Origin of the sequence: Rathayibacter sp. VKM Ac-2926 (assembly GCF_022815565.1) — a bacterium.
Classification (GTDB): Bacteria; Actinomycetota; Actinomycetes; order Actinomycetales; family Microbacteriaceae; genus Rathayibacter; species Rathayibacter festucae.
Map to the genome: position 1 here is coordinate 218204 of NZ_JALGRS010000006.1, position 20785 is coordinate 238988.

Here is a 20785-nt window from a genome sequence, read left to right on the forward strand (position 1 = left end):
TCGAGGCACCCTGGCAGCTAGCATTCAGGCACCGTGTCCGCCCGCGGTCCGCCGCGGATCCTCTCGAAAGATCTGCCGTGACTCCTCGCCGCCGTCGGCCGCTCGCTCCTCTCACCGCACTCGGCGTCTCCGCCGTGCTGCTCACCGGCCTCGCCGCCGGTCCGGCGCAGGCGCAGGAGGACGCCCCACTCGGCACCGTGACGCAGACCGCGACCACCGACGCCTTCGATCGCGCGCTGTCGAACGCCAAGACCCAGCGCGACGCCGTCGCCGCCGACCCGGCCGCCGAGATCGTCCTCTCCGGCACCATCGCGCTGAAGGACACCGACGCCGCGCACCCCGCTCCGACCGGCGCCGCCTACCGCCTCCGCGTCGAGAACGGCGCGGGCACCGAGATCCGCACGATCGCCACCGAGGCCGCCTTCTCCCTCACCCTCCCGGGCGGCGAGGCCTACTACCTCCTCGCCTCGGTCGACGGCGACGACAGCTGGTACCCGACCTGGTTCGGCGACACCCCGATCGACGTCGAGGCGGACGGCGTCGGCGAGTCCCGCACCGACCTCACGATCAGCCTCCCGCGCGCGACCGCCGCCTCCGGCACCGTCACCGCCAGCGCCGCGTCCGGCGTCTCGACCACCTCGTTCGTCGTGCAGCCCTACTGGTACGAGCGCGAGACCAAGGCCTACTACCCGTTCGCCGAGGTCCGCACCTCCGGCATCCCGGGCACGGCCGACGCCTGGACCACCGCGCAGAAGGCGCTCCCCGCCGGCGAGTGGGTCTTCCGCCTCGCCGAGCCCGGCTACCCGTCCTACGACGACCAGTACTTCTCGAACCTGCCCCGCCTCACCGGCGCGGCGATCGTCCCCGTCCCCGCCGCCGGCCGCACCGGCGTCGACTTCGCCCCGACCGCGTACCAGTCCGAGGTCGGGCGCCTGCAGGGTGACGACCGCATCGCGACCGCCATCGCCGTGACCCGCTCCTACTTCGGCGACGACCTCCCCGTCCTCTACATCGCGAGCGGCGAGAAGTGGGCGGACGCGCTCAGCGCCGGCCCCGCGGCCGCGACGCAGGACGGCGCCCTCCTCCTGACCAACCGGGACGACGTCCCCGACATCCTCGCCGCCGAGATCACGCGCCTCTCGCCGAAGAGGATCGTCGTCGTCGGAGACGCGCTCTCGGTCAGCGACGCCGTCTACGACCGGCTCGCCACCTTCGCCCCGACCTCCCGCGTCGCCGGCTCGGACCGCTATGACACCTCGCGGAAGATCGTCGAGGGCGCCTTCCCCACGGCCGGCTTCGGCACCGTCTTCCTCGCCACGGGCGGCAACTTCCCCGACGCCCTGTCCGTCGCGCCGATCGCCGGCCGCACCGACCAGCCGGTGCTGCTCGTCGACGGAGCGCAGCCCGGCCTCGACGCGCCGACCCGCGCCGCGATCGACCGCCTCGACGCCGGCCGCGGCCAGCTCATCGGCGGCACCGGCACGATCTCCAGCGGCATCGAGTCCGACCTCCGCGCCTCGGGCCTCACCGGCTCCGTGAACCGCATCGCGGGCAAGGACCGCCACGACACCAGCCGCCTGCTCAACGCGGCCTACCCGCCCTCGCCGCTGGTCGACACTGCCTTCCTCGCGTCGGCGACCGGCTTCGCCGACGCCCTCGCGGCCGGTCCCGCCGCCGCCTCGATCGGCGCCCCGCTCTACCTGAGCGAGCCGAACTGCGTCCCCGTCGAGACCCGCAAGGCGATGCAGGGCCAGGACCTCGACCGGATCTTCCTGCTCGGCAGCGTGCGCACGCTCACCGCGGACGTGGCGTCGCTCCGCGGCTGCTGACCCGGAACCGGCCAGCACTCACCAGAAGTGCCCCGGTCGGGGGACAGATCCTCCGACCGGGGCCGTTAGCATTCGAACCATCGTGTCCGCCGCGGCCCGCCGCGCTCAACGGAAAGCCACACCGTGACTCCTCGACGCCGCCGCTCCTCAGCGCTCTCGCTCTCCCTCTCCTCGCTCGCGGTCGGCGCCCTCGCCGTCACGGGCCTCGTCGTGGGGCCCGCCTCCGCGGCGATGGCCGCCGACGGGGCGATCAGCGGCAGGGTCACGGTGCCCGCCGTCGCCGGCTCGCACCGCTTCGTGGTGCAGGCCTGGGACGTCGCCGGCGACCCGAGGGACGCGGACCTCGTCGCCTCGACCGAGAGGACCCTCGGTGCCGGCGCGACGTGGGACTACTCCCTCACAGGACTCGAGAACGGCTCGTACGTCGTCCGCGTGGTCGAGGAGCCGACCGGCAGCGGTGTCCCCACCGTCGGCGACCAGTTCTGGCTGCGCACCGACTGGGTGGGTGACTCCACGAAGGTCGCCGTCACCGGCGGCCCGGTCACGGCCGTCGACTTCGCCCCTGAGGCGTGGTCCTTCTCCTCCGCCCGCATCTCCGGCAGCGACCGCTACGGCACCTCCGTCGCCAGCACCCAGTCCGTCGATCCGGGCGTGCCGGTGCTCTACATCGCGAGCGGAGGAGGCTGGGCCGACGCGCTCAGCGCCGCACCCGCCGCCGCGGTCCAGGGTGGCGCGCTGCTCCTGACCGACCCGGACCAGCTCTTCCCCGTCACCAGCGCCGAGATCACGCGGCTCGCCCCGAAGAAGGTCGTCGTCGTCGGCAGCGAGCTGACCGTGTCGGCGGCCGTCTTCCAGCAGATCGACGCCGTCGCCGGCACGGTCGTGCGGATCGGCGGCACCGACCGCTACGACACCTCGCGGAGGATCGTCGCCGACGCCTTCCCGGCCGGCTCGGCCGAAGACGTCTTCCTCGCCACCGGGGGCAACTTCCCCGACGCCCTCTCCGTCGGACCGGTCGCCGGCCGCCTGGGCGAGCCCGTGCTCCTCGTCGACGGCGCGAATGCCGCCCTCGACGCCGCCACGCGCGCGGCGGTCTCGCGCCTGGACCCGACGACCGCGGTCGTGCTCGGCCAGGAGCCGTCGATCTCCGCGGGCATCCAGGCCGAGCTCACCTCGGCCGGCCTCGTCGACCGGACCACGCGCATCGGCGGCGAGAGCCGCTACGCGACCAGCCGCCTGATCAACGAGGCGTACGCGCCCGCCGAGCTCACCGACACCACCTACCTCGCCTCGGGCGAGGGCTTCGCCGACGCGCTCTCCGGAGCCGCGATCGCCGCCGCGGACGGCTCGCCGATCTCGCTGAGCCGGCCCGAGTGCGTTCCGGCCGCCACGGTCGACTCGCTGAAGCGCCTGCACCTCGACTACGCGGTCGTCCTCGGCAGCGAGCTCACGCTCTCGGCCGAGGTCGGACGCGTCGCGGCCTGCTGACCCGGTGACCACCGGAACCCGCGCCCTCCTCCTCGGCATCGAGACCGGCGGCACCAAGGTCGTCGCCGCGATCGCCGCGCAGGAGGACCCCGAGCGGATCCTCGCGAAGACGACCCTGCCCACCCGCGGGCCGGCGGAGACCCTCGGCGACCTGGCCGCGTTCACCCGCGACCACGGCGTCGAGGGGACCGTCGCCGCGATCGGCGTCGCCTCGTTCGGCCCGCTCGACATCGACCCCGCCTCGCCCGGCTACGGCCGGCTCACCTCCACGCCCAAGCTCGGCTGGGAGGGCACCGACGTGCTGTCCCCGCTCGAGGCCGCGGCGCCCGGCGCCCGCACCGCGCTCGTGACCGACGTCAACGGCGCCGCTCTCGGCGAGGCGCGCTGGGGCGCGGGGCAGGGTGAGCCCGACTTCGTCTACCTCACCGTCGGCACGGGAGTCGGCGGCGGCATCATCGCCGGCGGCCGCCTGCTCGCCGGCAGCGGCTGGCCCGAGGTGGCGCACGTGCTGCCGCGCCGGCACCCGGAGGACCGCTTCGAGGGCACCTGCCCGTTCCACGGCGACTGCCTCGAGGGGCTCGTCGCCGGCCCGGCGATCTCGGCGCGCTGGGGCGTGGACGGCTCGAGCCTCGGACCGGAGGACGCGGCCGCGAACCTGCGCTTCAGCTCCTACTACCTCGCCCAGCTCGTGACGACACTCGCCTACGTCGCGGGCGTCCGCCTCGCGATCGTCGGGGGCGGCGTCGCCAAGACGCCCGGCCTGCTCGCCGCCACCGAGGCCGAGGTGGAGCGCCTGATGGGCGCCCCCGGTGCGAACGGCACCGGCGCCGCCCACCTCCGCCTGGTCCCCCCGGCCCTCGGCGACGAGGCCGGCGTCCGCGGCGCCCTCTCCCTGGCGCAGTCCCTGCTCTGACGCGCGCCCTCTGCCTCCTTCGCGAGATGCCACTTATGAGCGCGACACGCCGACGCGGGCGCTCACAAGTGGCATCTCGCGGAGGGGCTACAGGGCGTCGAGGTCGCGGAGGGCCGCCAGGGCGCGGGCGAGGCGGGCGGGCTCGGGCTCGTCCCACCACTTCGGGCCGCGCTCGCCGAGACCGTGCTTGGCCAGGCCGGTCCGCGTGCGGGCGGCGGCGACCGCGTCCTCGTCGCCGGCCTTCTTCGCCGTGCGCACGCCGGAGCGGCCGCGGCCGAGGTGCGACTTCAGCGCCGCGACGACGTCCTCGGGGAGGCTCGGGTCGGTCCGGCGCCAGCGGCGGCCGTCGACGACCAGCCAGCGTCCGTCAGCGGTGGGGCCGTCGGCGAGAGGCTCTTCGGCGGTGGGTCCGTCGGCGACCGGCTCGTCGGCGCCGGACTGATCGGTGCTCACGACGCGGCGTGCGCCAGGGCCGCGTAGGCCCGCTCGGGGCCGGTCGTCCCGGTGAGCGCCGCGGACAGCTCGTCCAGCCGCTCCCGCGCCGCGCCGTCCAGCGCGAGCATCCGCCGCGCGGCGTCCGCCAGCTCATCGACGGTCGCACCGTTCGGATCGAGCACCTCCGCGACCCCCGCGTCCTCCAGCCCCGCGGCCCCCGCGAACTGGTCCGTCGAGAACGGCAGCACGACCAGCGGCACCCCGGCCGTCATCGACTCCGTCACGCTGTTGTTGCCGCCGTGCGTGACCGCCAGCGCGGCCCGGCCGAGCAGCGTCACCTGCGGCAGGAAGCCGCGGACCAGCCAGCCGGCGGGCACGTCGCCCAGGGCCGACGGATCGGTCGCGCCCGAGGCCAGCGCGACGCGCACCGGCCGCCCATCGACGGAGACGCCGGCCAGCGCCGCCACCACCCGCGCGAGCACGTCGTCGCGCACCGAGAGGAAGCTGCCGAAGCTCACGTAGACGACCGGGTCGTCCGAGGCGGCCAGCCACTCCTCCACCTCGGCGTCGCGCGGCTCGCCGCGGACGGCCGAGCCGAGGAAGGCGTGCGGCGGGAGCTGCGCCGTGCGCGCCGCGTCGTGCAGCTCGCCGGGGTAGTTCAGCAGCAGCACGTCGCCGCTCTCGGCGAACGCGTCGAGGCTGAGCGGCGCGGCCGGGTCGAGCGCGGTCAGCGCGGCGTTCCACTCCGCGGTAAAGGAGTCACGGACCCGCTCGCAGAGCGCCCGCAGCCGAGCCAGATCCTCGGCCGGCGGCTCGAAGGCGTCGGGCCAGACCGGCGGGAAGCCGTAGACCTCGCCCGGCACCGTCAGTGCGCTCGGGTGCCCGAGCACCACGTCGCCGTAGGGGACGCCGAGCGCCCGCAGCGCGACCCGCGCGGTGAAGGCGAGGTGGTCGACGACGATCGCGTCGGGCCGCACCTCGTCGAGGATCTCGCGCAGCCGCGCGGCGACTCCCGCCGGGTCCCAGAGCAGGTCGGTCAGCCGCTCGCCGGCCTGGTACTCCAGCGTCGGCACCATCCCGCGACGGGTCGCGTCGAAGAAGCCGCGGAGCGAATCGCCCTCGTCGGGCGCCTGCTCCTCCGCCCGGATCGTGCCCGGGTTGGAGCCGCGGCCGAGCCGGAGCGGGACGTGCTCGAAGCCGAAGCCGTTGACGATCGAGCGCGTCGCGTCGCCGGTCGCGACCACGACGCGCTCCCCGGCCTCGCGCCAGGCGGTGCCGAGGGTCGCCAGCGGCAGCAGGTGCGAGGCGTAGTCGGGGCTGACGATCAGCAGGGTCACGAGGCGCCCAGCACGAGGTCCGAGCCGAGCGGGCGCTCCTGCTCCGCGGTCGCCCGCGCGTAGACGGCGGAGAGCGCGTGCGCCATCGCCTCGATCGTGTAGCGCTCGCGCACCATGGCGCGGCCGCGCTCGGCGGAGTACTCGGCGAGCGGACCGGCGGCGAGGTCGAGCGCGAAGCAGGCGGCGACGGCGAGCGCCTCGTGATCGGAGGTGTCGACGAGGAAGCCGGTCACGCCCTCCTCCACATAGGTCGCCGGGCCGCCGGTGGCCGGAGCGACCACCGGCAGCCCCGCGGCGAGCGCCTCGAGCAGCGCGATGCCGAACTCCTCCTTGACGCTCGCGCAGACGTAGGCGCCGCCGGCCGCGGCGAGCCCGGGGCGGCCGTGACGCACGGCGCCCAGCCAGCGGGCGACGGTGCCGTTGGGGCGGTGCCCGGCGAGCAGCAGACCGCCCGCTGAGCCGGGCCGGACGGCGACGGCGCGGATCCGGTCGAGCTGCTCCGTCTCGTCGGGGGTCGGCGCGTCGAGGTCGCCGCCGACGAGGAGGAGGTTCGCGCGGTCGCGCAGCGGCGAGCCGGCCCAGGCCTCCGCCAGCGTCGCCATCCCCTTCACCCGGTGCAGCCGCCCGACGCTGAGCAGCAGCGGCAGCCCGCGGCGCTCGGCCGGCAGCTCGGCGAGGAGCGCGTCGAGGGAGGAGAGGTCGTCGCCGGCGTCGAGGGCGACCGGCTCACCGGCCGCGGCGGCGCGAGCCGCCTCCTCGCCGCGCTCGACCAGGCGCAGGTCGATCCCCTCGGGGACGATCGTGTGCCGCTCGGGGTGAGCGGTGATGTCGATGCCGAGCATGTCGCGCATCGTCTCGGCGAGCTCGGCGCGCGGGAAGAGCACGGTGTGCGCGGCGTCGGCGGCGAGCCGCTGCACCAGGCGCACGCGGAACCAGAAGTGCTCGACGGCGTCGCGGTCGCCGAAGTCGGCGCGCGAGAGGGTGCCCGCCTCGTCGAGCCCGGCGATCAGGGCGTGCGGGTCCGGTGCGACGGTGAAGACGACGGGGATCTCCAGCTCGCGCGCGACGGCGGCCGCGGCGAGCGAGCCGACGTCCGCCATCCGCAGGTGCACGACGTCGACGCGGCCGGCCGCGCGGAGGTAGCGGCGGATCCCGCGCTCGGCGGCGATACGCCGCGGCCAGGCGAGCGGCATCGGCACGGCGGCGCCCACGAACGGCACGGGCGCGAAGCCGTGGCCCGCGGCGGGCAGCTCGGCCAGCGCGCGCTCCGCCTCGGCCCAGGTGCCGCGGGAGAGGGTGAGGACGCGCTCGATGCAGTCCTCCTCGGTCAGCGCGTCTCCGAGGCGGACGAGGAGGGTGGCGATGCCGCCGTTGTCGCCCGCGCCGACACGGGTGAGCGTTCCGTCGATGTCGGCGTGCACGAAGAGCTGCGCGACGGTGGGGCCGGCGTCGGCGACGGGAGCGATCGCCCGGTCGGCGAGGGCGACGCGCGCGACGGGACCGAGCGGCTCCGGCATCTCGCCGAGGCGGGCGAGCATCAGCGCGGCGTCGTCGGAGGGCCGCTCGCCGAGCGCGTCGGCGGCCGCGGCGCGCGCCTCGAACACCTCGCCCTCGTCGGCGGCGGTGTGCAGGAGGGTCCGCTCGGCGATCGCGCCGGGGACCAGGCCGATCGTCTCGACGTAGCGCGCGCGGACGTCGCGGTCGCGCTCGCCGATCAGCGCACCCTCGAGCGCGAGCGCGACGAGGTCGGGGGTGGAGGACGCCCAGAGCAGCAGGGTGCGCTGCGCGAGCATGCCGGCGAAGCCGCCGTCGCGGACCATGCGCAGCAGCGGGCCGACCGCGGCCGGCCGGGGCAGGCGGCCGCCGAACGCCCAGGCGGCGTGCTCGCGGATGAAGGCGCGCTCGTCGGCGAGCAGCCGCAGCAGCGCGAGGTCGGCCTCCTCGTCGAAGACCTGCGCGAGCGAGTGCACCGCGGCGATGGCGGTGAGCTGGTCGGCGGGGTCGAGGGCCGCGCGGGTGAGCAGGCGCACCGCGCGTCCGCCTCCGTCGCTCACGGCGGCGATCGTCAGGGCGTCGGCCGCCCGGATCGCCTCGAGGAGGGTGGGCGCTGCGCGCACGGCGTCGAGAACGGTCTGCGTGGCCACGGGATCACCTGGTCTGGTCGGAGCGGAGGAGGGCGCGCCTCGGAGACGGCCCCCACGAGCATGCCGCTCCCGACGCTGGGAAATCACTACTTGCGCCGGAACTCCCCCCGCGCTAGCCCCTCCTGTCAAGGGGGTACCACCCGCGACTTCGCTTTCCGCGAGATGCCACTTGTGCACGCGACACGCCGTGAAAGGCGTGCACAAGTGGCATCTCGCGGCGGGGGATCAGGGCGCGAGCCAGTCCAGGAGTCTCGGGAGCGGCCACGTCGTCACGATGCGGTCGGGCGGGATGCCGAGGCGCTCGGCGCGCTCGGCGCCGTAGTCGAGGAGGCCGAGCTGACCGGGGGCGTGCGCGTCGCTGTCGATCGAGAAGAGGCAGCCGAGCTCCAGCGCCTGCGCGATCAGCTCGTCCGGCGGGTCCTCCCGCTCCGGGCGCGCGTTGATCTCGACCGCGGTCCCGTGGTCGGCGCAGGCGCGGAAGACGGCCTCCGCGTCGAAGGTCGACGGCGGCCGGGTGCCGCGCTCCCCCGTGACGAGCCGCCCGGTGACGTGCCCGAGGATCCGGGTCCGCGGATGCGCGGCCGCCGCGACCAGGCGCGCCGTCATCTCGCGGCTCGGCATCCGCAGCTTCGAGTGCGCACTCGCGACCACCACGTCGAGCCGGGCGAGCATCTCCTCGGACTGATCGAGCGCGCCGTCCTCGAGCACGTCGACCTCGATCCCGCTCAGGAGCCGCAGCGACCCGGTGTCGAGACCGGCCAGGTGCTCGAGCTGGTCGGCGAGCCGCTCGGCGCTCAGCCCGTGCGCGACCCGCAGCCGCGGCGAGTGATCGGTCAGCGCGAGGTACTCGTGGCCGAGCGCGCGGGCCGCGTCGGCCATCGCCGCGATCGGCGTCGCTCCGTCCGACCACTCGCTGTGGCTGTGCAGATCGCCGCGGAGGAGGCTCCGCAGCGCGCTCTCGGGCAGGGACGCGGTGCCGCGCAGCTCGGCGAGGTAGTCCGGCACCCGCCCCTCGAGCGCCTGGCGGATCACGGTGAAGGTCGTGTCGCCGATCCCCGGCGCCGCGCGGACCAGCGCGAGATCGGCCCGCTCGCCCTCGGCCATGCCCTCGAGCACGGCGAGCGCCTTCCGGAACGCCTTCGCGCGGTACTTCGACGCCCGCTCCTGCTCGAGCAGGGCGGCGATCTCCTGCAGTGCCGTGAGCGGATCCATGCTCCCGGTCTAGCAGACGCTCGCGCTCCCCTGGGTGATCGCCGAGCGCCCTTGCCCGCGGCGCAACACGCGATATATCGTGACTTCCATCGACTCGCGCTATATCGCGAGTCGTCCCGGTATCACCAGCAGCAGGATCGCCCCGCGAGGGCGCAGGAGGAGGAGCACCATGTCGCTCGAGAAATGGCTCGTGCAGGCGGGCGAGACGAAGGTCATCGACCTCGACGTCGTCCGCGCGATCAAGATCGCCCTGGTCGGCGGTCAGATCGACGTCATCGGGCACGACGAGCCCACCGCCCGCGTCGAGGTGCACAGCGTCTCCGGCCGCCCGCTCAAGGTCTCGATGGACGGCGACCGCCTCGAGGTCGACCACATCCAGCTCCGCTGGGACACCGTCGTCGACGTCGCCAAGGGCCTCGGCCGCAAGGGCGACCGCGCCGACATCAGCCTGCTCGTCCCCCGCGGCGTCGCGCTCAAGTTCGACACCGTCTCGGCCGACGGCCTCGTCTCGGGTCTGCACTCGGACGCCCGCGTCTCCACGGTCGGCGGCGACATCGTCATCGACGGCCTGCGCGGCGACATCGAGGCGAACACCGTCCACGGCGAGCTCTCCGTCCGCAACCACACCGGCCGCGTCACCGCGCACACCGTCTCGGGCGACGTCACCACCGCCGGCGCGCTCACCCGCTTCTCCGTCGACGGCGTCTCGGGCAGCGTCTTCGTCGACGCCGAGGATGCACCGGACGAGATCCAGTGCAACACCGTCAGCGGCGACCTCACCATCCGGATCGACGAGGGCCTCGGCGCCCGCTACCGGATCAACACCGCCACCGGCACGCTCCAACTCGACGGCGAGGTCGTGAAGGGCACCTTCGGCCGCGGCTACACCGCGACCACCGGCTCGCTCGACTCGAAGTGGGTCGACGTCACCGCCAACTCGGTGACCGGCGCCGTCACCGTCGTCCGCCGCTCCCCCGCCGCTCCCGCCGCGCAGCGCCTCACCGACGCGAGCGCACTGTGAGCCCCGTCTTCGCGCACGGCCGCCTGCGCCTCTACCTGCTCAACCTCCTCGCGGAGTCGCCCAAGCACGGCTACGAGCTGATCCAGGCGCTCAGCGAGCGCTTCGGCGGCACCTACGCCCCGAGCGCCGGCACGGTGTACCCGCGCCTGGCGAAGCTCGAGGAGGAGGGCCTGGTCACCAAGGAGGCCGACGGCCGCAAGACCGTCTACTCCATCACCGACGCCGGCCGCGACGAGCTGGCGAACCGCGCGACCGACCTCGGCGACATCGAGGAGGAGCTGACCGACTCCGTCCGCCGCCTGGCCGACGAGGTGCGCCTCGGCGTCGCGGAGGCGATGAAGAGCCTGCGCGCGGATCTGGCGAGCGCCGCCCGCGACTCGCGTCCGTCGCGCGGCGGTCCGGAGCACTCGGCCGAGACGCCCGCCCCGGCGGAGTCGACGTCGGACTCGACCTCGGGCTCGACCACCGGCGAGCGCCCGCAGGACGCCCCGCCCGCCGAGAACCCCGCCGCCGACACCGCCGCGGTCGACGCGCGCACCGCCTCCCGTCTCGCCCTGCGCGACGCCGAGGTGCTGCTCACCGAGTTCCGCGACGAGCTGCGCGCCGAGCTGCGCACGGCCGCCGCGCACGGCTCGGTGAGCGCGGCGAGCACGGACGCCCTGCGCAGCGCGCTCGACCAGGCGCGCGCGGCCGTCCGCTCCACGCTGAGCTGACACCCACCGCACCACCGCACCACCGCTGACGGCGGGGATCCCCTCGGGGGTCCCCGCCGTTCGGCTGTCCGCCCGCCGCCGCCACCGCGCTGGACGACGAAGGACTCGTGGCCCCGGCCCGTCCGACGGGATCGGCCGGCTCCTCCGTGCCGGAGCGGTTCCGACGTGCCGGAGACACGCCGACTGACCGGTGCCGGAGGCTCGGCTCGCTCGATCGGCTCGGGCTCGTGGAATCAGCCGGTTCCGGCGTGCCGTACTGGTTCTCGCGTGCCGGAGGTGGCCGAGGTCAAACTTCGGCTCGCGGATCCGGCTCGGACTCGCTGAATCCGGCGGTTCCTGCGTGCCCAAGCGGTTCTCACGTGCCGGAGGTGGCCGGTGGCCGATGTTCGGCTCGCAGTTCCGGCCCAGGCACGCGGAATCGGACGGTTTTCACGTACCGGAGCAGATTCCGCGCGCCAGAGGCGGCCTGGGTGCACATCCGGCTCGCGGTTCAGGCCCGGGCTCGCGGGATCGCACGGTTCCGACGTGCCGGAGCTGTTCTCGCGTGCCGGAGGCGGCCGGGCGGATCTTCGGCTCGCGGTTCAGGCCCGGGCTCGCGAGATCGCACGGTTTCGACGTGCCAGAGCGGTTCTCCCGTGCCGGAGGCGGCCGGGGCGGATCTTCGGCTCGTGATTCAGGGGCGGGCTCGCGAAGTCTTCCCCGGCTGGCGGAATCGGGCGATTCCGGCGTGCGGGGGAGGTTCTCACGCGCCGAGGATGGGCGGACTGCCCAGGACCGCAGGTTCGGCTCGCAAAGTCGGCCTCGGCTCGCGGAACTGAACGGTTTCGACGTGCCGGACGGATTTTTGCGTGCCGGAGGCAGCCGGGCCGAATCCTCGGCTCGTGGTTTCGGCCTCGGCTCGCGGAATCGGACGGTTTCAGCGTGCCGGACTGTTTTCCACGTGCCGGAGGTGCCCGGGGCGGATGCTCGACTCGCGGTTTCGGCTCAGGCTCGCGGAATCGGGCGGTTCCGCCGTGCCCAAACGATTCGCGCGTGCCGGAGGTAGCCGAGGCGGATGTTCGGCTCGTAGTTCTAGCTCAAGCTCGCGGAATCGGTCGGTTTCGACGTGCCGGACTGAGTTTCGCGTGCCGGACGTGGCCGGGGCGGATGTTCGACTCGCGGATCCGGCTCAGGCTCGCGGAATCGGACAGTTTCAGCGTGCCGAAGCGGTTTCCACGTGCCGGAGGTGGCCGGGATGGCGTCCCGCCTGCCGCGCTCCCACCCGCCCCTTGCGCTCCGCCGCTCCAGGACTATATTTCCTATAGGATCTTTTGTGCGACCAACGCCGGTCGCAATCGAGCGCAATGGAGCACTGATGAGCGAGAGCACACCCGCGCGGACCGTCCAGGGGGCGCCGAACCTCCAGGGGGCGCAGTCCTGGGACGGCGTCGACTGGAACCCCGACAGCTGGACCGCCGAGACCTGGCCGATCGCCACCTGCCTGCACGGCATACCGCCCGTCGGCCGCGACGGCGTCGCCCTGCACGACGCGGCCCCCGAGGTCTGGGACGACATGTTCGCCCAGGTCGAGCAGGTCGGCTTCACCCTCGCCGAGCTGGCCGACAGCCACGTCCGCCCGGCCGATCTCGAGCCGTCGCGCCGCGACGAGTTCCTCAGCATCGCGAAGTCGCACGGCATCGGCATCCCCTCGGTGCACCTGCAGCGCCAGAGCGTGATCATGCCCGGGCACGAGGAGAAGAACCTCGCCTACGCGCACCGCACCATCGACGCGGCCGCCGAGTGGGGCATGCAGGTCTTCTCGACCGGACTGCACCAGCCGTTCAGCGCCGCCCAGAAGCGCGCGCTCTGGTTCTGGACCGCCGAGGGCCCGAAGGACCCCGACGACCCCGACGTCTGGAACGCCGCCGTCAGCCGCATCCGCGAGCTCGGCAAGCACGCCGCCGACGTGGGCCTCCCGCTCGCACTCGAGCTCTACGAGGACACCTACCTCGGCACCGCCGACAGCGCCGTCCGCTTCGTCGAGGAGGTGGGCCTGGACAACGTCGGCCTCAATCCCGACGTCGCGAACCTCATCCGCCTGCACCGCCCGGTCGAGGACTGGCGCGAGCTGTTCGCGAAGACGCTCCCCTACGCCAACTACATGCACGTGAAGAACTACACCCGCGACGAGTCGGCCGACGGCTCCTGGGCCACCTCGGTCCCCTCGACCATGGAGGCCGGTCTCATCAACTACCGCCAGGTCCTGCGCGACGCGGTGGAGGGCGGCTTCCGCGGCATCCTCCTCGCCGAGCACTACGGCGGCGACAGCCTCGGCATGTGCTCGACCAACCAGACCTACATCCGCTCGCTGCTGCCCCGCGCGGCCCGGGCCTCGCAGTAAGGAACGACAGACATGAGCGACACCACCGGCACCACCACCCCGACCGCACGCACCATCGCCGTCGTCGGCTCCGGCTACATGGGCGGAGGCATGGCCCAGGTCCTCGCGCTCTCCGGCGCCACCGTCGTCATCGCCGACATCTCCGAGGAGATCGCCCGCAGCAACTACGAGCGCCTGCTCACCGAGACCGCGCAGTTCGTCGCCGACGGCCTCTTCCCCGAGGACGCGGTCGAGCGCATCCGGCGGAACCTCTCCCCCGCCGCCTCGATCGAGGAGGCCGTCGCGACCGCCGACTTCATCGAGGAGGCGGTGCCCGAGAAGATCGAGATCAAGCACGAGACCCTCCGCCGGATCAGCGCCGCCGCGCGCCCCGACGCCGTGATCGGCTCGAACACCTCGACCATCCTGATCGGCTCGCTGGCCGAGGCCGTCACGAACCCCGAGCGCTTCCTCGGCGTGCACTTCTCCAACCCGGCGCCGTTCATCCCCGGCGTCGAGCTGATCCCGCACGGGGGCACCGCCGAGAGCGCGATCACCCTGGCCGAGGAGATCGTCGCGGCGACCGGCAAGGAGACCGCGCGGGTCAAGGACTCCACCGGCTTCGTGCTCAACCGCCTGCAGTACGCGCTCTTCCACGAGGCGACGCAGATCGTCGAGGAGGGCATCGCCACCCCCGAGGACATCGACACGATCGTCCGCACCACCTTCGGCTTCCGCCTCCCCGTCTTCGGCCCGTTCGCGATCGCCGACATGGCCGGACTCGACGTCTACGCCTTCTGCTACGCCTCGCTGCAGACCCGCTGGCCCGAGCGCTTCGCCACTCCGGAGTCGCTGGCCGCGCTGGTCGACGCCGGGAAGTTCGGCACCAAGTCCGGCGCCGGCTACCTCGACGTGCCCGCCGAGCGGACCGCGGAGCTGATCGCGTACCGCAACCGCGCCTACGTCGCCATCAAGAAGCTGATGGACGAGCTCGGCCCCGCGCCGATCGCCTGACGCGCCGACCGAGAAGGAGCACCCTCATGACCGCATTCCCCGAGTCCCGGACCGTCGTCCTCACCGGCGCCGCGTCCCCGCGCGGCATCGGCCGCTACTCCGCCCACCACCTCGCCGAGCTCGGCTGGAACGTCGGCGTCATCGACCTCCACGCCGAGGCCGCGCAGGAGGTGGCCGCCGAGATCGCCGAGCAGCACGGCGTCCAGGCCGCGGGCGCCGGCGCGAACGTCGCCGACGACGCGCAGGTCCGCGCCGCCTTCGACACGCTCGAGGCCGCCCTCCCGCCCGTCGTGGCGCTGGTCAACCTGGCCGGGATCGCCTCCCCCGTCTCGTACCTCGAGGTCACCCCCGAGGAGTGGCAGCGGGTCCTCGACGTCAACCTCAACGGCGTGCACTTCAGCACCCGCCGTGCGGTGGAGTCGATGGTCGCCCGCGGCGTCGGCCGCGTCGTCAGCCTCTCCTCCGTCTCCGCCCAGCGCGGCGGCGGCACCTTCAGCAAGACCGCCTACTCCGCGGCCAAGGCCGGCGTGATCGGCTTCACCCGCAGCGTCGCCCGGGAGCTCGGCGGCCAGGGGATCACCGTCAACGCGATCTCCCCCGGCCCGATCGACACCGACATCATGGGCGGCACCCTCACCGAGGAGCGCAAGACGGCCATGGCCGCCGACGGCGTGCTCCCGCGCATCGGCACGCCCCGCGACATCGCCGCGGCGATCGCGTACCTCATCAGCGAGGACGCCGGCTTCGTGACGGGTCAGACCCTGAACGTCGACGGCGGCCTCTACATGCACTGATCCCCGATCCCTTCTCGCCCCGACTCGAACGGACACCCCATGAACAAGCTCACCGGAACCTGGTCGCTCGGCCGCTGGATCTTCCTCGGCGTCGGCGTGATCCTCGTCGCCGTCGGCATGGCGCAGATCCTGCCCGCGCTCGGCTCCTGACCCCTCCCACCCCTCACCGCATTCGGCCGACTCAAAGGAGAGCGCCTTGACCACCTCGTCCCCAGCCCTCGGATCCACCCGTGATCCCGCGCTGAAATCCGCCATCTCGAAGGCGTCGCGGCATCTGATGCCGATGCTCGTCATCCTCTACTTCGTCGCGTTCCTCGACCGCACCAACGTCGGCTTCGCCGAGGAGGCGCTCTCGGTCGACCGCGGCATCTCCGACGGCGCGTTCGCACTCGGCGCCGGCATCTTCTTCATCGGCTACGCGATCTTCGAGATCCCGAGCAACCTGCTGCTCAAGCGCTTCGGCGCGCGGTTCTGGCTGGCCCGCATCGCGGTCACCTGGGGCATCGTCGCCGCGGCATTCGCCTTCACCACCGGCGACACGATGTTCATCGTCCTGCGCTTCCTGCTCGGCGTGACCGAGGCCGGCCTCTTCCCCGGCGTGATCATGTTCCTGTCGGAGTGGTTCCCCAACAAGGTCCGCGTGCAGATGTTCGCGATCTTCTACCTGGCGCAGCCCTTCTCGCAGATGCTCGGCGCCCCGCTCAGCGGCGGCCTGATCAGCGTCGGCAACCAGATCACCCCGTGGGAGGGCTGGCAGGTGATGTTCTTCACCGAGGGCGTGCTCGCGGTGCTCGCCGGGATAGCGGCGCTGAAGTTCCTGACGAACCATCCGCAGAAGGCGAAGTGGCTGACGCAGGGCGAGAAGGACTCGTTGACGGCGGCGATGGAGCGTGAGGACACCGTGCGCCAGGCCGACGGCCCGACCGGCATCTGGAAGGCGATGGCCAGCTGGAAGGTCTGGTACTTCACGATCATCTACTTCTGCCTGCAGATCGCGGTCTACGGCACCACGTTCTACCTCCCGCAGCAGGTCGCGAATCTGATCGGGCAGGACGTCGGCTTCCAGGTCGGCCTCGTCTCGGCCATCCCGTGGCTGGTGGGCCTGTTCGCCTGCTACTACGTGGGCCAGCACGCCAACACGATCCGCCGCCGCCGCTCCTGGGGCGCGATGTTCTACATCTTCACCGGACTGTCGATCTTCGGCTCGGCCTGGGCGGGATCGGCCGGCCAGCCGATCCTCGGCCTGCTGTTCATCACCCTCGCGGTGGCGAGCTTCCTCTCCGTCGGACCGATCACCTGGGCCTACCCGACCGCGTTCCTCACCGGAGCGGCGGCCGCGGCCGGCATCGGCCTGATCAACTCGCTCGGCAACCTGGGCGGCTTCGTCGCCCCGCTGATGCGCAACGGCTTCAACGAGGCCGTGCCCACCGACAGCGGCGTGTGGGGAGTCGTCTCCCTCGGAGTCTTCGCCTTCCTCGCCGCGGCCATGATGTTCTGCACCAAGTTCTTCCGCGGCTCCAAGGCGGACGAGCTGCTCGAGACCACGAGCGTCCAGGCGGGCCACTGACCCGCCGCCACCGTGAAGGGCCCGACCGCACCCGCGGCCGGGCCCTTCGCCGTCCCGCCCTCCTGATCGAGCAGCCCGCACAGCGGGCCGCCCCTGCCGGTCAAGCAGCCGTGCAGTGCGCGGTCCATCCCGATCAAGCAGCCCGCGCCTCGCGCGGCCCATGCTGATCGAGTAGCCCGCTGAGCGGGCGTATCGAGATCCACCGTTCTGCAGGACTCCGGGTCTCGATACGCCGCTCCGCGGCTACTCGACCAGCATGAGTCGGCTCACCTCCTGCAAATCGGACAGCCCGGCCGACGGCCGGTCCCCCTGCCGATCGGACAGCCCGCGCATCGCGCGGCCCATGCTGATCGAGTAGCCCGCGCAGCGGGCGTATCGAGATCCACCGTTCTGCAGGACTTCGGGTCTCGATACGCCGCTCCGCGGCTACTCGACCAGCATGAGTCGGCTCACCGCCTGCAGATCGGACAGCCCGGCCCACGGCCGGTCCCCTGCTGATCAGGCAGCCAGCGCATCGCGCGGTCCATGCTGATCGATTGGCCCGCATCGCGGGCGTATCGAGATCCACCCTCTGCAGACGCCGGGTCTCGATACGCCGCTCCGCGGCTACTCGACCAGCATGAGTCGCCGTACTCGCGCACACCTCTCGCCCTGACAGTGCACCGTCGGGCCACCTCCGGCACGCGGATCACCCTCCGGCACGCGGGAACCGCCCGATTCCACGAGCCCAGGCCGATTTCACGAGCCCGAGTTCAGCCCCTGCCACCTCCGGCACGCGGAACGACCTCCGGCACGCCGGAACCGCCGGATTCCGCGAGCCCGGGCCGAGACCACGAGCCGAAAGGTCACGCCCGGCGGCGAAGCCCGCGCAGCCGCAGCGTCAGCGGACGGAGTCGCGGCGCGAGCGCTCGCGCACCCGCTCGATGTGCACGCGCATCGCCGCCGCCGCCGCCTCCGGCCCGGCCGCGAACGCATCCACGATCGCCCGGTGCTCCAGCACGGCGTCGTCCGCGTCGCTGACGCCGGTCTGCACGGTCTGGCGCATCCGGTGCACGCGCGTGGAGATCGCCTCAGACATGTCGATCAGGAACGGGTTGTGCGTGCCCTCGAAGATCAGGTGGTGGAAGTTCCAGTCCACCGCGAAGTACTCGCGCAGCAGCGCCACCGGCAGCTCGCCCTCGGTCGAGGCCGCGCGCACGACGGCGGTCATCGCCTCGTGCGCGGCGAGCGCCTCCTGCAGCCGCGGCACCAGCGCCGCCTCGTGCGCCGACGCGAGGGCCGCCGCGCCGCTCTCGAGCACCAGCCGCGCGTCGAAGAGCGCGTCGAGCTGGTCGTCGGCGAGCGGCGGCGCCACCCGGTAGCCCTTGTTGGCCACCCGGGTGACGAGGCCCGTCCGCTCGAGCTGCACGAGCGCCTCGCGCACCGGCGTCGGCGAGACGCCGAGCTCGCGCGCGACCGCGTCGATCGACAGGCGCATGCCCGGCTCGATGTCCGGGCCGAGCAGCACGTCGAGCACGCGCTCGTAGACGTGGTCGCGCAGGCCCCGCCGCTCGATCGACTCCGCACCGGTCAGGCGGAACACGGCGTCGGTCATCACAGCCTCGCGGATCGGTGCGGAAGGGGCCGGCCGGGGCGCCCGGTGGAGGGCGCTCGGCACAGCGGTCGGCTCAGCTTACGCAGTCGCTCCCGAGCGCTCGTACGCGACGATCTCCTCCACCTTCGCGGCCGAGGCGCTCGACTCGTCGAAGACGTAGCCGAGCCACTCGCGCACGTTCCGCCGCGCGACCTCGATGCCGACGACGCGCTGCCCCATGCAGAGCACCTGCGCGTCGTTCGAGAGCACGCCGCGCTCCACCGAGAAGGAGTCGTGCGCCGTCACGGCGCGGATCCCCTCGACCTTGTTCGCCGCGATCGCGACGCCCAGGCCGGTGCCGCAGATCAGCAGCGCCCGGTCGGCCTCGCCGCGCGCGACCAGCTCGGCCGCCGCGATCGCGACGCTCGGGTAGGGCGTGTGCAACTCCGCATCGACCCCCACGTCGACGACCGAGACGACCCGGTCGTCGGCCTCGAGATCGCGCTTCAGGATCTCCTTGTAGTCGTAGCCGGCGTCGTCGGATCCGACGACGATCCTCCAGGTGGTGCTCATGCGCTCTCTCCTTCGGTCGTGGACTGTGCAGTCGTGGACGGTGCCGACGTGGTCGGTGCAGTCGTGGTCGATGCGGTGCCGGATGCGGTGCCGAGCTGCGGCGCGATCGCCTCGACGATCAGCGCGAACGAGATCGCGCCGGGGTCGGGCGTCCCGAGCGACTTCTCGCCGTGCGAGCGCGCGCGGCCGAGCCCGGGCATCAGATCGGAGGTGGCGTCGGCGGCCGAGCGAGCGGCCCCGGCGGCGGCACCCCACGCCTCGGCGAGCGCGTCCCCCGCACCGGCCCGCTCCGCCAGCGTCTCGGCGAACGGCACCAGCGCGTCCACCATCGTCTTGTCGCCGACGCTCGCCTTCCCGTAGCCGCGCACGGCGTCGGAGGCGGCGGTCACTCCCGCGCTCACCTCGCGCGCGCTCACGGCGCGGTCGTCGCCGAGCGCCTCGCCGACACTGCGGAGGATGACCCCCCACAGCGCGCCGGAGGTCCCGCCCGCGCGGTCCGACCAGGCGTCGCCGGCGCGGGTGAGCAGCGTCTGCGCGCCCGCCCCGCGCTCGAGCACGTCGGCGGCCTCCTGCGCGGCCGCCCGCGCCCCGCGCTGCATGCCGATGCCGTGGTCGCCGTCGCCCGCGATCGAGTCCAGACGGCCGAGCTCGTCGGCGTTCGCGTCGATCACGTCGCGGATCGCCGCGATCGCGTCGGACAGCCGTGCCGCCGCGGCGCGCGACTCCTCCGAGGCCTCGCCGACCTCGGCAGCGACCTCCTCGGCCTGCGTCGCGGTGACGGCCACGAGCGCGCCGCCGTCGACCGCCCCGGTCCGGAAGGCCGGGGTGTCGCTCGGCGCCGTCCACAGCGTCTCGAGCTCCTCATCGACCCAGAACAGCGTCAGCGAGACGCCGGCCATGTCGAAGCTGGTGCAGAACTCGCCCACCTGCGGGTCGACGAGGGTGATCCCGCGCGCCTCGAGCAGATCGGCGATCGTGCTGAAGACGACGAACAGCTCCTCGCTCTTCACCGAGCCGAGGCCGTTCAGCACCGGGACGACCCGGGCGCCGTCGACGCTCACGCCCTCGGGGATCTCGGCGTCGGCGAGCAGGTGCGTCACGAACAGCTCGGCGAGCTCCGCGGCGCTCGGGATGCCGACCTCGTCGATCCCGGGCTCGCCGTGGATGCCCAGGCCGACCGCCATCCGGCCCTCGGGCACCGAGAACAGCGGCTCGTCCGCGCCGGGCAGCGTGCAGCCGGTGAAGGCGACGCCGAGCGAGCGGGTGCGCGCGTTGCCGAGCACGGCCACCCGCTCCACGTCGTCGATCGCGTAGCCCGCGGCGGCCGCGGCCCCGGCCACCTTGAAGACGGTGAGGTCGCCGGCGATGCCACGGCGCTTGTGCGCCTCCTCCGGCTTCGCGCTGAAGATGTCGTCGGTCACGGTGACGGTGCGGCAGTCGATGCCGTCGGCCCGCACCGCGTCCTGCGCGGCGGTGAAGTGCAGCACGTCGCCGGCGTAGTTGCCGTAGCTGAGCAGCACGCCGCGGCCCTGCTCGCTCGCGCGGATCACCGACTCGACCTGGTGCGCCGAGGGCGAGGCGAAGAGGTTGCCCATCGCGGCGCCGTGCGCGAGGCCGGGCCCGACCAGTCCGGCGAAGGCCGGGTAGTGGCCGGAGCCGCCGCCGATGACCACCGCGACCTCGGGCTCCTCGGAGCGGGTCGAGCGGGAGACCCCGCCGACCACCTTGCGGACCCAGCGGCCGTTGGCGCGGACGAAGCCGTCGACCATGTCGTCGGCGAAGTCGGCGGGTTCGTTCCAGAGACGGGTCATGC

General features: G+C 73.4%; 16 protein-coding genes. 9 read left to right on the forward strand and 7 right to left on the reverse strand.

The features are described from left to right. Positions 1–77 precede the first annotated feature (77 nt). The 3 genes from MT351_RS10520 (at position 78) to MT351_RS10535 (ending at position 4230) form a co-directional block, all read left to right on the forward strand. The gene (locus MT351_RS10520) at positions 78–1829 is read left to right on the forward strand and encodes a cell wall-binding repeat-containing protein (protein ID WP_132436635.1); all 1752 of its coding nucleotides are present in this window, start codon (positions 78–80) and stop codon (positions 1827–1829) included. Between the two features lie 123 nt (positions 1830–1952). After that, positions 1953–3317, forward strand: coding sequence for a cell wall-binding repeat-containing protein (locus MT351_RS19980; protein ID WP_308197734.1), 1365 nt, complete (start codon positions 1953–1955; stop codon positions 3315–3317). A gap of 4 nt (positions 3318–3321) precedes the next feature. Next, entirely contained in the window at positions 3322–4230 is a 909-nt protein-coding gene (locus MT351_RS10535; protein WP_132436631.1) for an ROK family protein, read from the forward strand. Positions 4231–4317: 87 nt separating this feature from the next. Here the strand turns inward: MT351_RS10535 and MT351_RS10540 are convergent, their stop codons facing one another. The 4 genes from MT351_RS10540 to MT351_RS10555 form a co-directional block, all read right to left on the reverse strand. Continuing rightward, the gene (locus MT351_RS10540) at positions 4318–4587 is read right to left on the reverse strand and encodes a biopolymer transporter Tol (protein WP_132436972.1); all 270 of its coding nucleotides are present in this window, start codon (positions 4585–4587) and stop codon (positions 4318–4320) included. 92 nt (positions 4588–4679) lie between these two features. Continuing rightward, positions 4680–6002 carry a glycosyltransferase gene (locus MT351_RS10545; protein ID WP_243582141.1) on the reverse strand — a complete coding sequence of 441 codons (1323 nt, stop codon included), beginning with the start codon at positions 6000–6002 and terminating at the stop codon, positions 4680–4682. After that, positions 5999–8146 carry a glycosyltransferase gene (locus MT351_RS10550; RefSeq protein WP_243582142.1) on the reverse strand — a complete coding sequence of 716 codons (2148 nt, stop codon included), beginning with the start codon at positions 8144–8146 and terminating at the stop codon, positions 5999–6001. The genes MT351_RS10545 and MT351_RS10550 overlap by 4 nt, the downstream gene beginning before the upstream one ends. A gap of 225 nt (positions 8147–8371) precedes the next feature. Continuing rightward, on the reverse strand, positions 8372–9358 hold the full coding sequence (locus tag MT351_RS10555) for a PHP domain-containing protein (protein ID WP_243582143.1): 987 nt from the start codon (positions 9356–9358) through the stop codon (positions 8372–8374). 169 nt (positions 9359–9527) lie between these two features. Between MT351_RS10555 and MT351_RS10560 the strand changes: the two genes are divergently transcribed. From MT351_RS10560 to MT351_RS10585, 6 genes are all read left to right on the forward strand, one after another. Continuing rightward, entirely contained in the window at positions 9528–10379 is an 852-nt protein-coding gene (locus tag MT351_RS10560; protein WP_127887713.1) for a DUF4097 family beta strand repeat-containing protein, read from the forward strand. Next, positions 10376–11092 carry a PadR family transcriptional regulator gene (locus MT351_RS10565; protein ID WP_243582144.1) on the forward strand — a complete coding sequence of 239 codons (717 nt, stop codon included), beginning with the start codon at positions 10376–10378 and terminating at the stop codon, positions 11090–11092. The genes MT351_RS10560 and MT351_RS10565 overlap by 4 nt, the downstream gene beginning before the upstream one ends. A gap of 1354 nt (positions 11093–12446) precedes the next feature. Then, entirely contained in the window at positions 12447–13472 is a 1026-nt protein-coding gene (locus MT351_RS10570; protein ID WP_127887715.1) for a sugar phosphate isomerase/epimerase, read from the forward strand. Between the two features lie 12 nt (positions 13473–13484). Continuing rightward, entirely contained in the window at positions 13485–14465 is a 981-nt protein-coding gene (locus MT351_RS10575; protein ID WP_243582145.1) for a 3-hydroxyacyl-CoA dehydrogenase family protein, read from the forward strand. Positions 14466–14491: 26 nt separating this feature from the next. Continuing rightward, the gene (locus MT351_RS10580; protein WP_243582146.1) at positions 14492–15259 is read left to right on the forward strand and encodes an SDR family NAD(P)-dependent oxidoreductase; all 768 of its coding nucleotides are present in this window, start codon (positions 14492–14494) and stop codon (positions 15257–15259) included. 196 nt (positions 15260–15455) lie between these two features. Further along, positions 15456–16826, forward strand: a complete 1371-nt coding sequence (locus tag MT351_RS10585; RefSeq protein WP_243582147.1) for an MFS transporter — start codon at positions 15456–15458, stop codon at positions 16824–16826. 880 nt (positions 16827–17706) lie between these two features. On the opposite strand, the gene MT351_RS10590 is transcribed toward MT351_RS10585, so the two are convergent. The 3 genes from MT351_RS10590 to MT351_RS10600 all read right to left on the reverse strand — a co-directional run bounded on the left by MT351_RS10590 (position 17707) and on the right by MT351_RS10600 (position 20783). Continuing rightward, positions 17707–18420 (reverse strand): GntR family transcriptional regulator, encoded by a 714-nt coding sequence (locus tag MT351_RS10590; protein WP_123448089.1) that lies wholly within the window; start codon positions 18418–18420, stop codon positions 17707–17709. A gap of 78 nt (positions 18421–18498) precedes the next feature. Beyond that, positions 18499–18972 carry a ribose-5-phosphate isomerase gene (locus MT351_RS10595; protein WP_243582148.1) on the reverse strand — a complete coding sequence of 158 codons (474 nt, stop codon included), beginning with the start codon at positions 18970–18972 and terminating at the stop codon, positions 18499–18501. After that, positions 18969–20783: a dihydroxyacetone kinase family protein gene (locus MT351_RS10600; protein ID WP_243582149.1), complete on the reverse strand. Its 1815-nt coding sequence runs from the start codon at positions 20781–20783 to the stop codon at positions 18969–18971. The genes MT351_RS10595 and MT351_RS10600 overlap by 4 nt, the downstream gene beginning before the upstream one ends. Positions 20784–20785 lie beyond the last annotated feature (2 nt).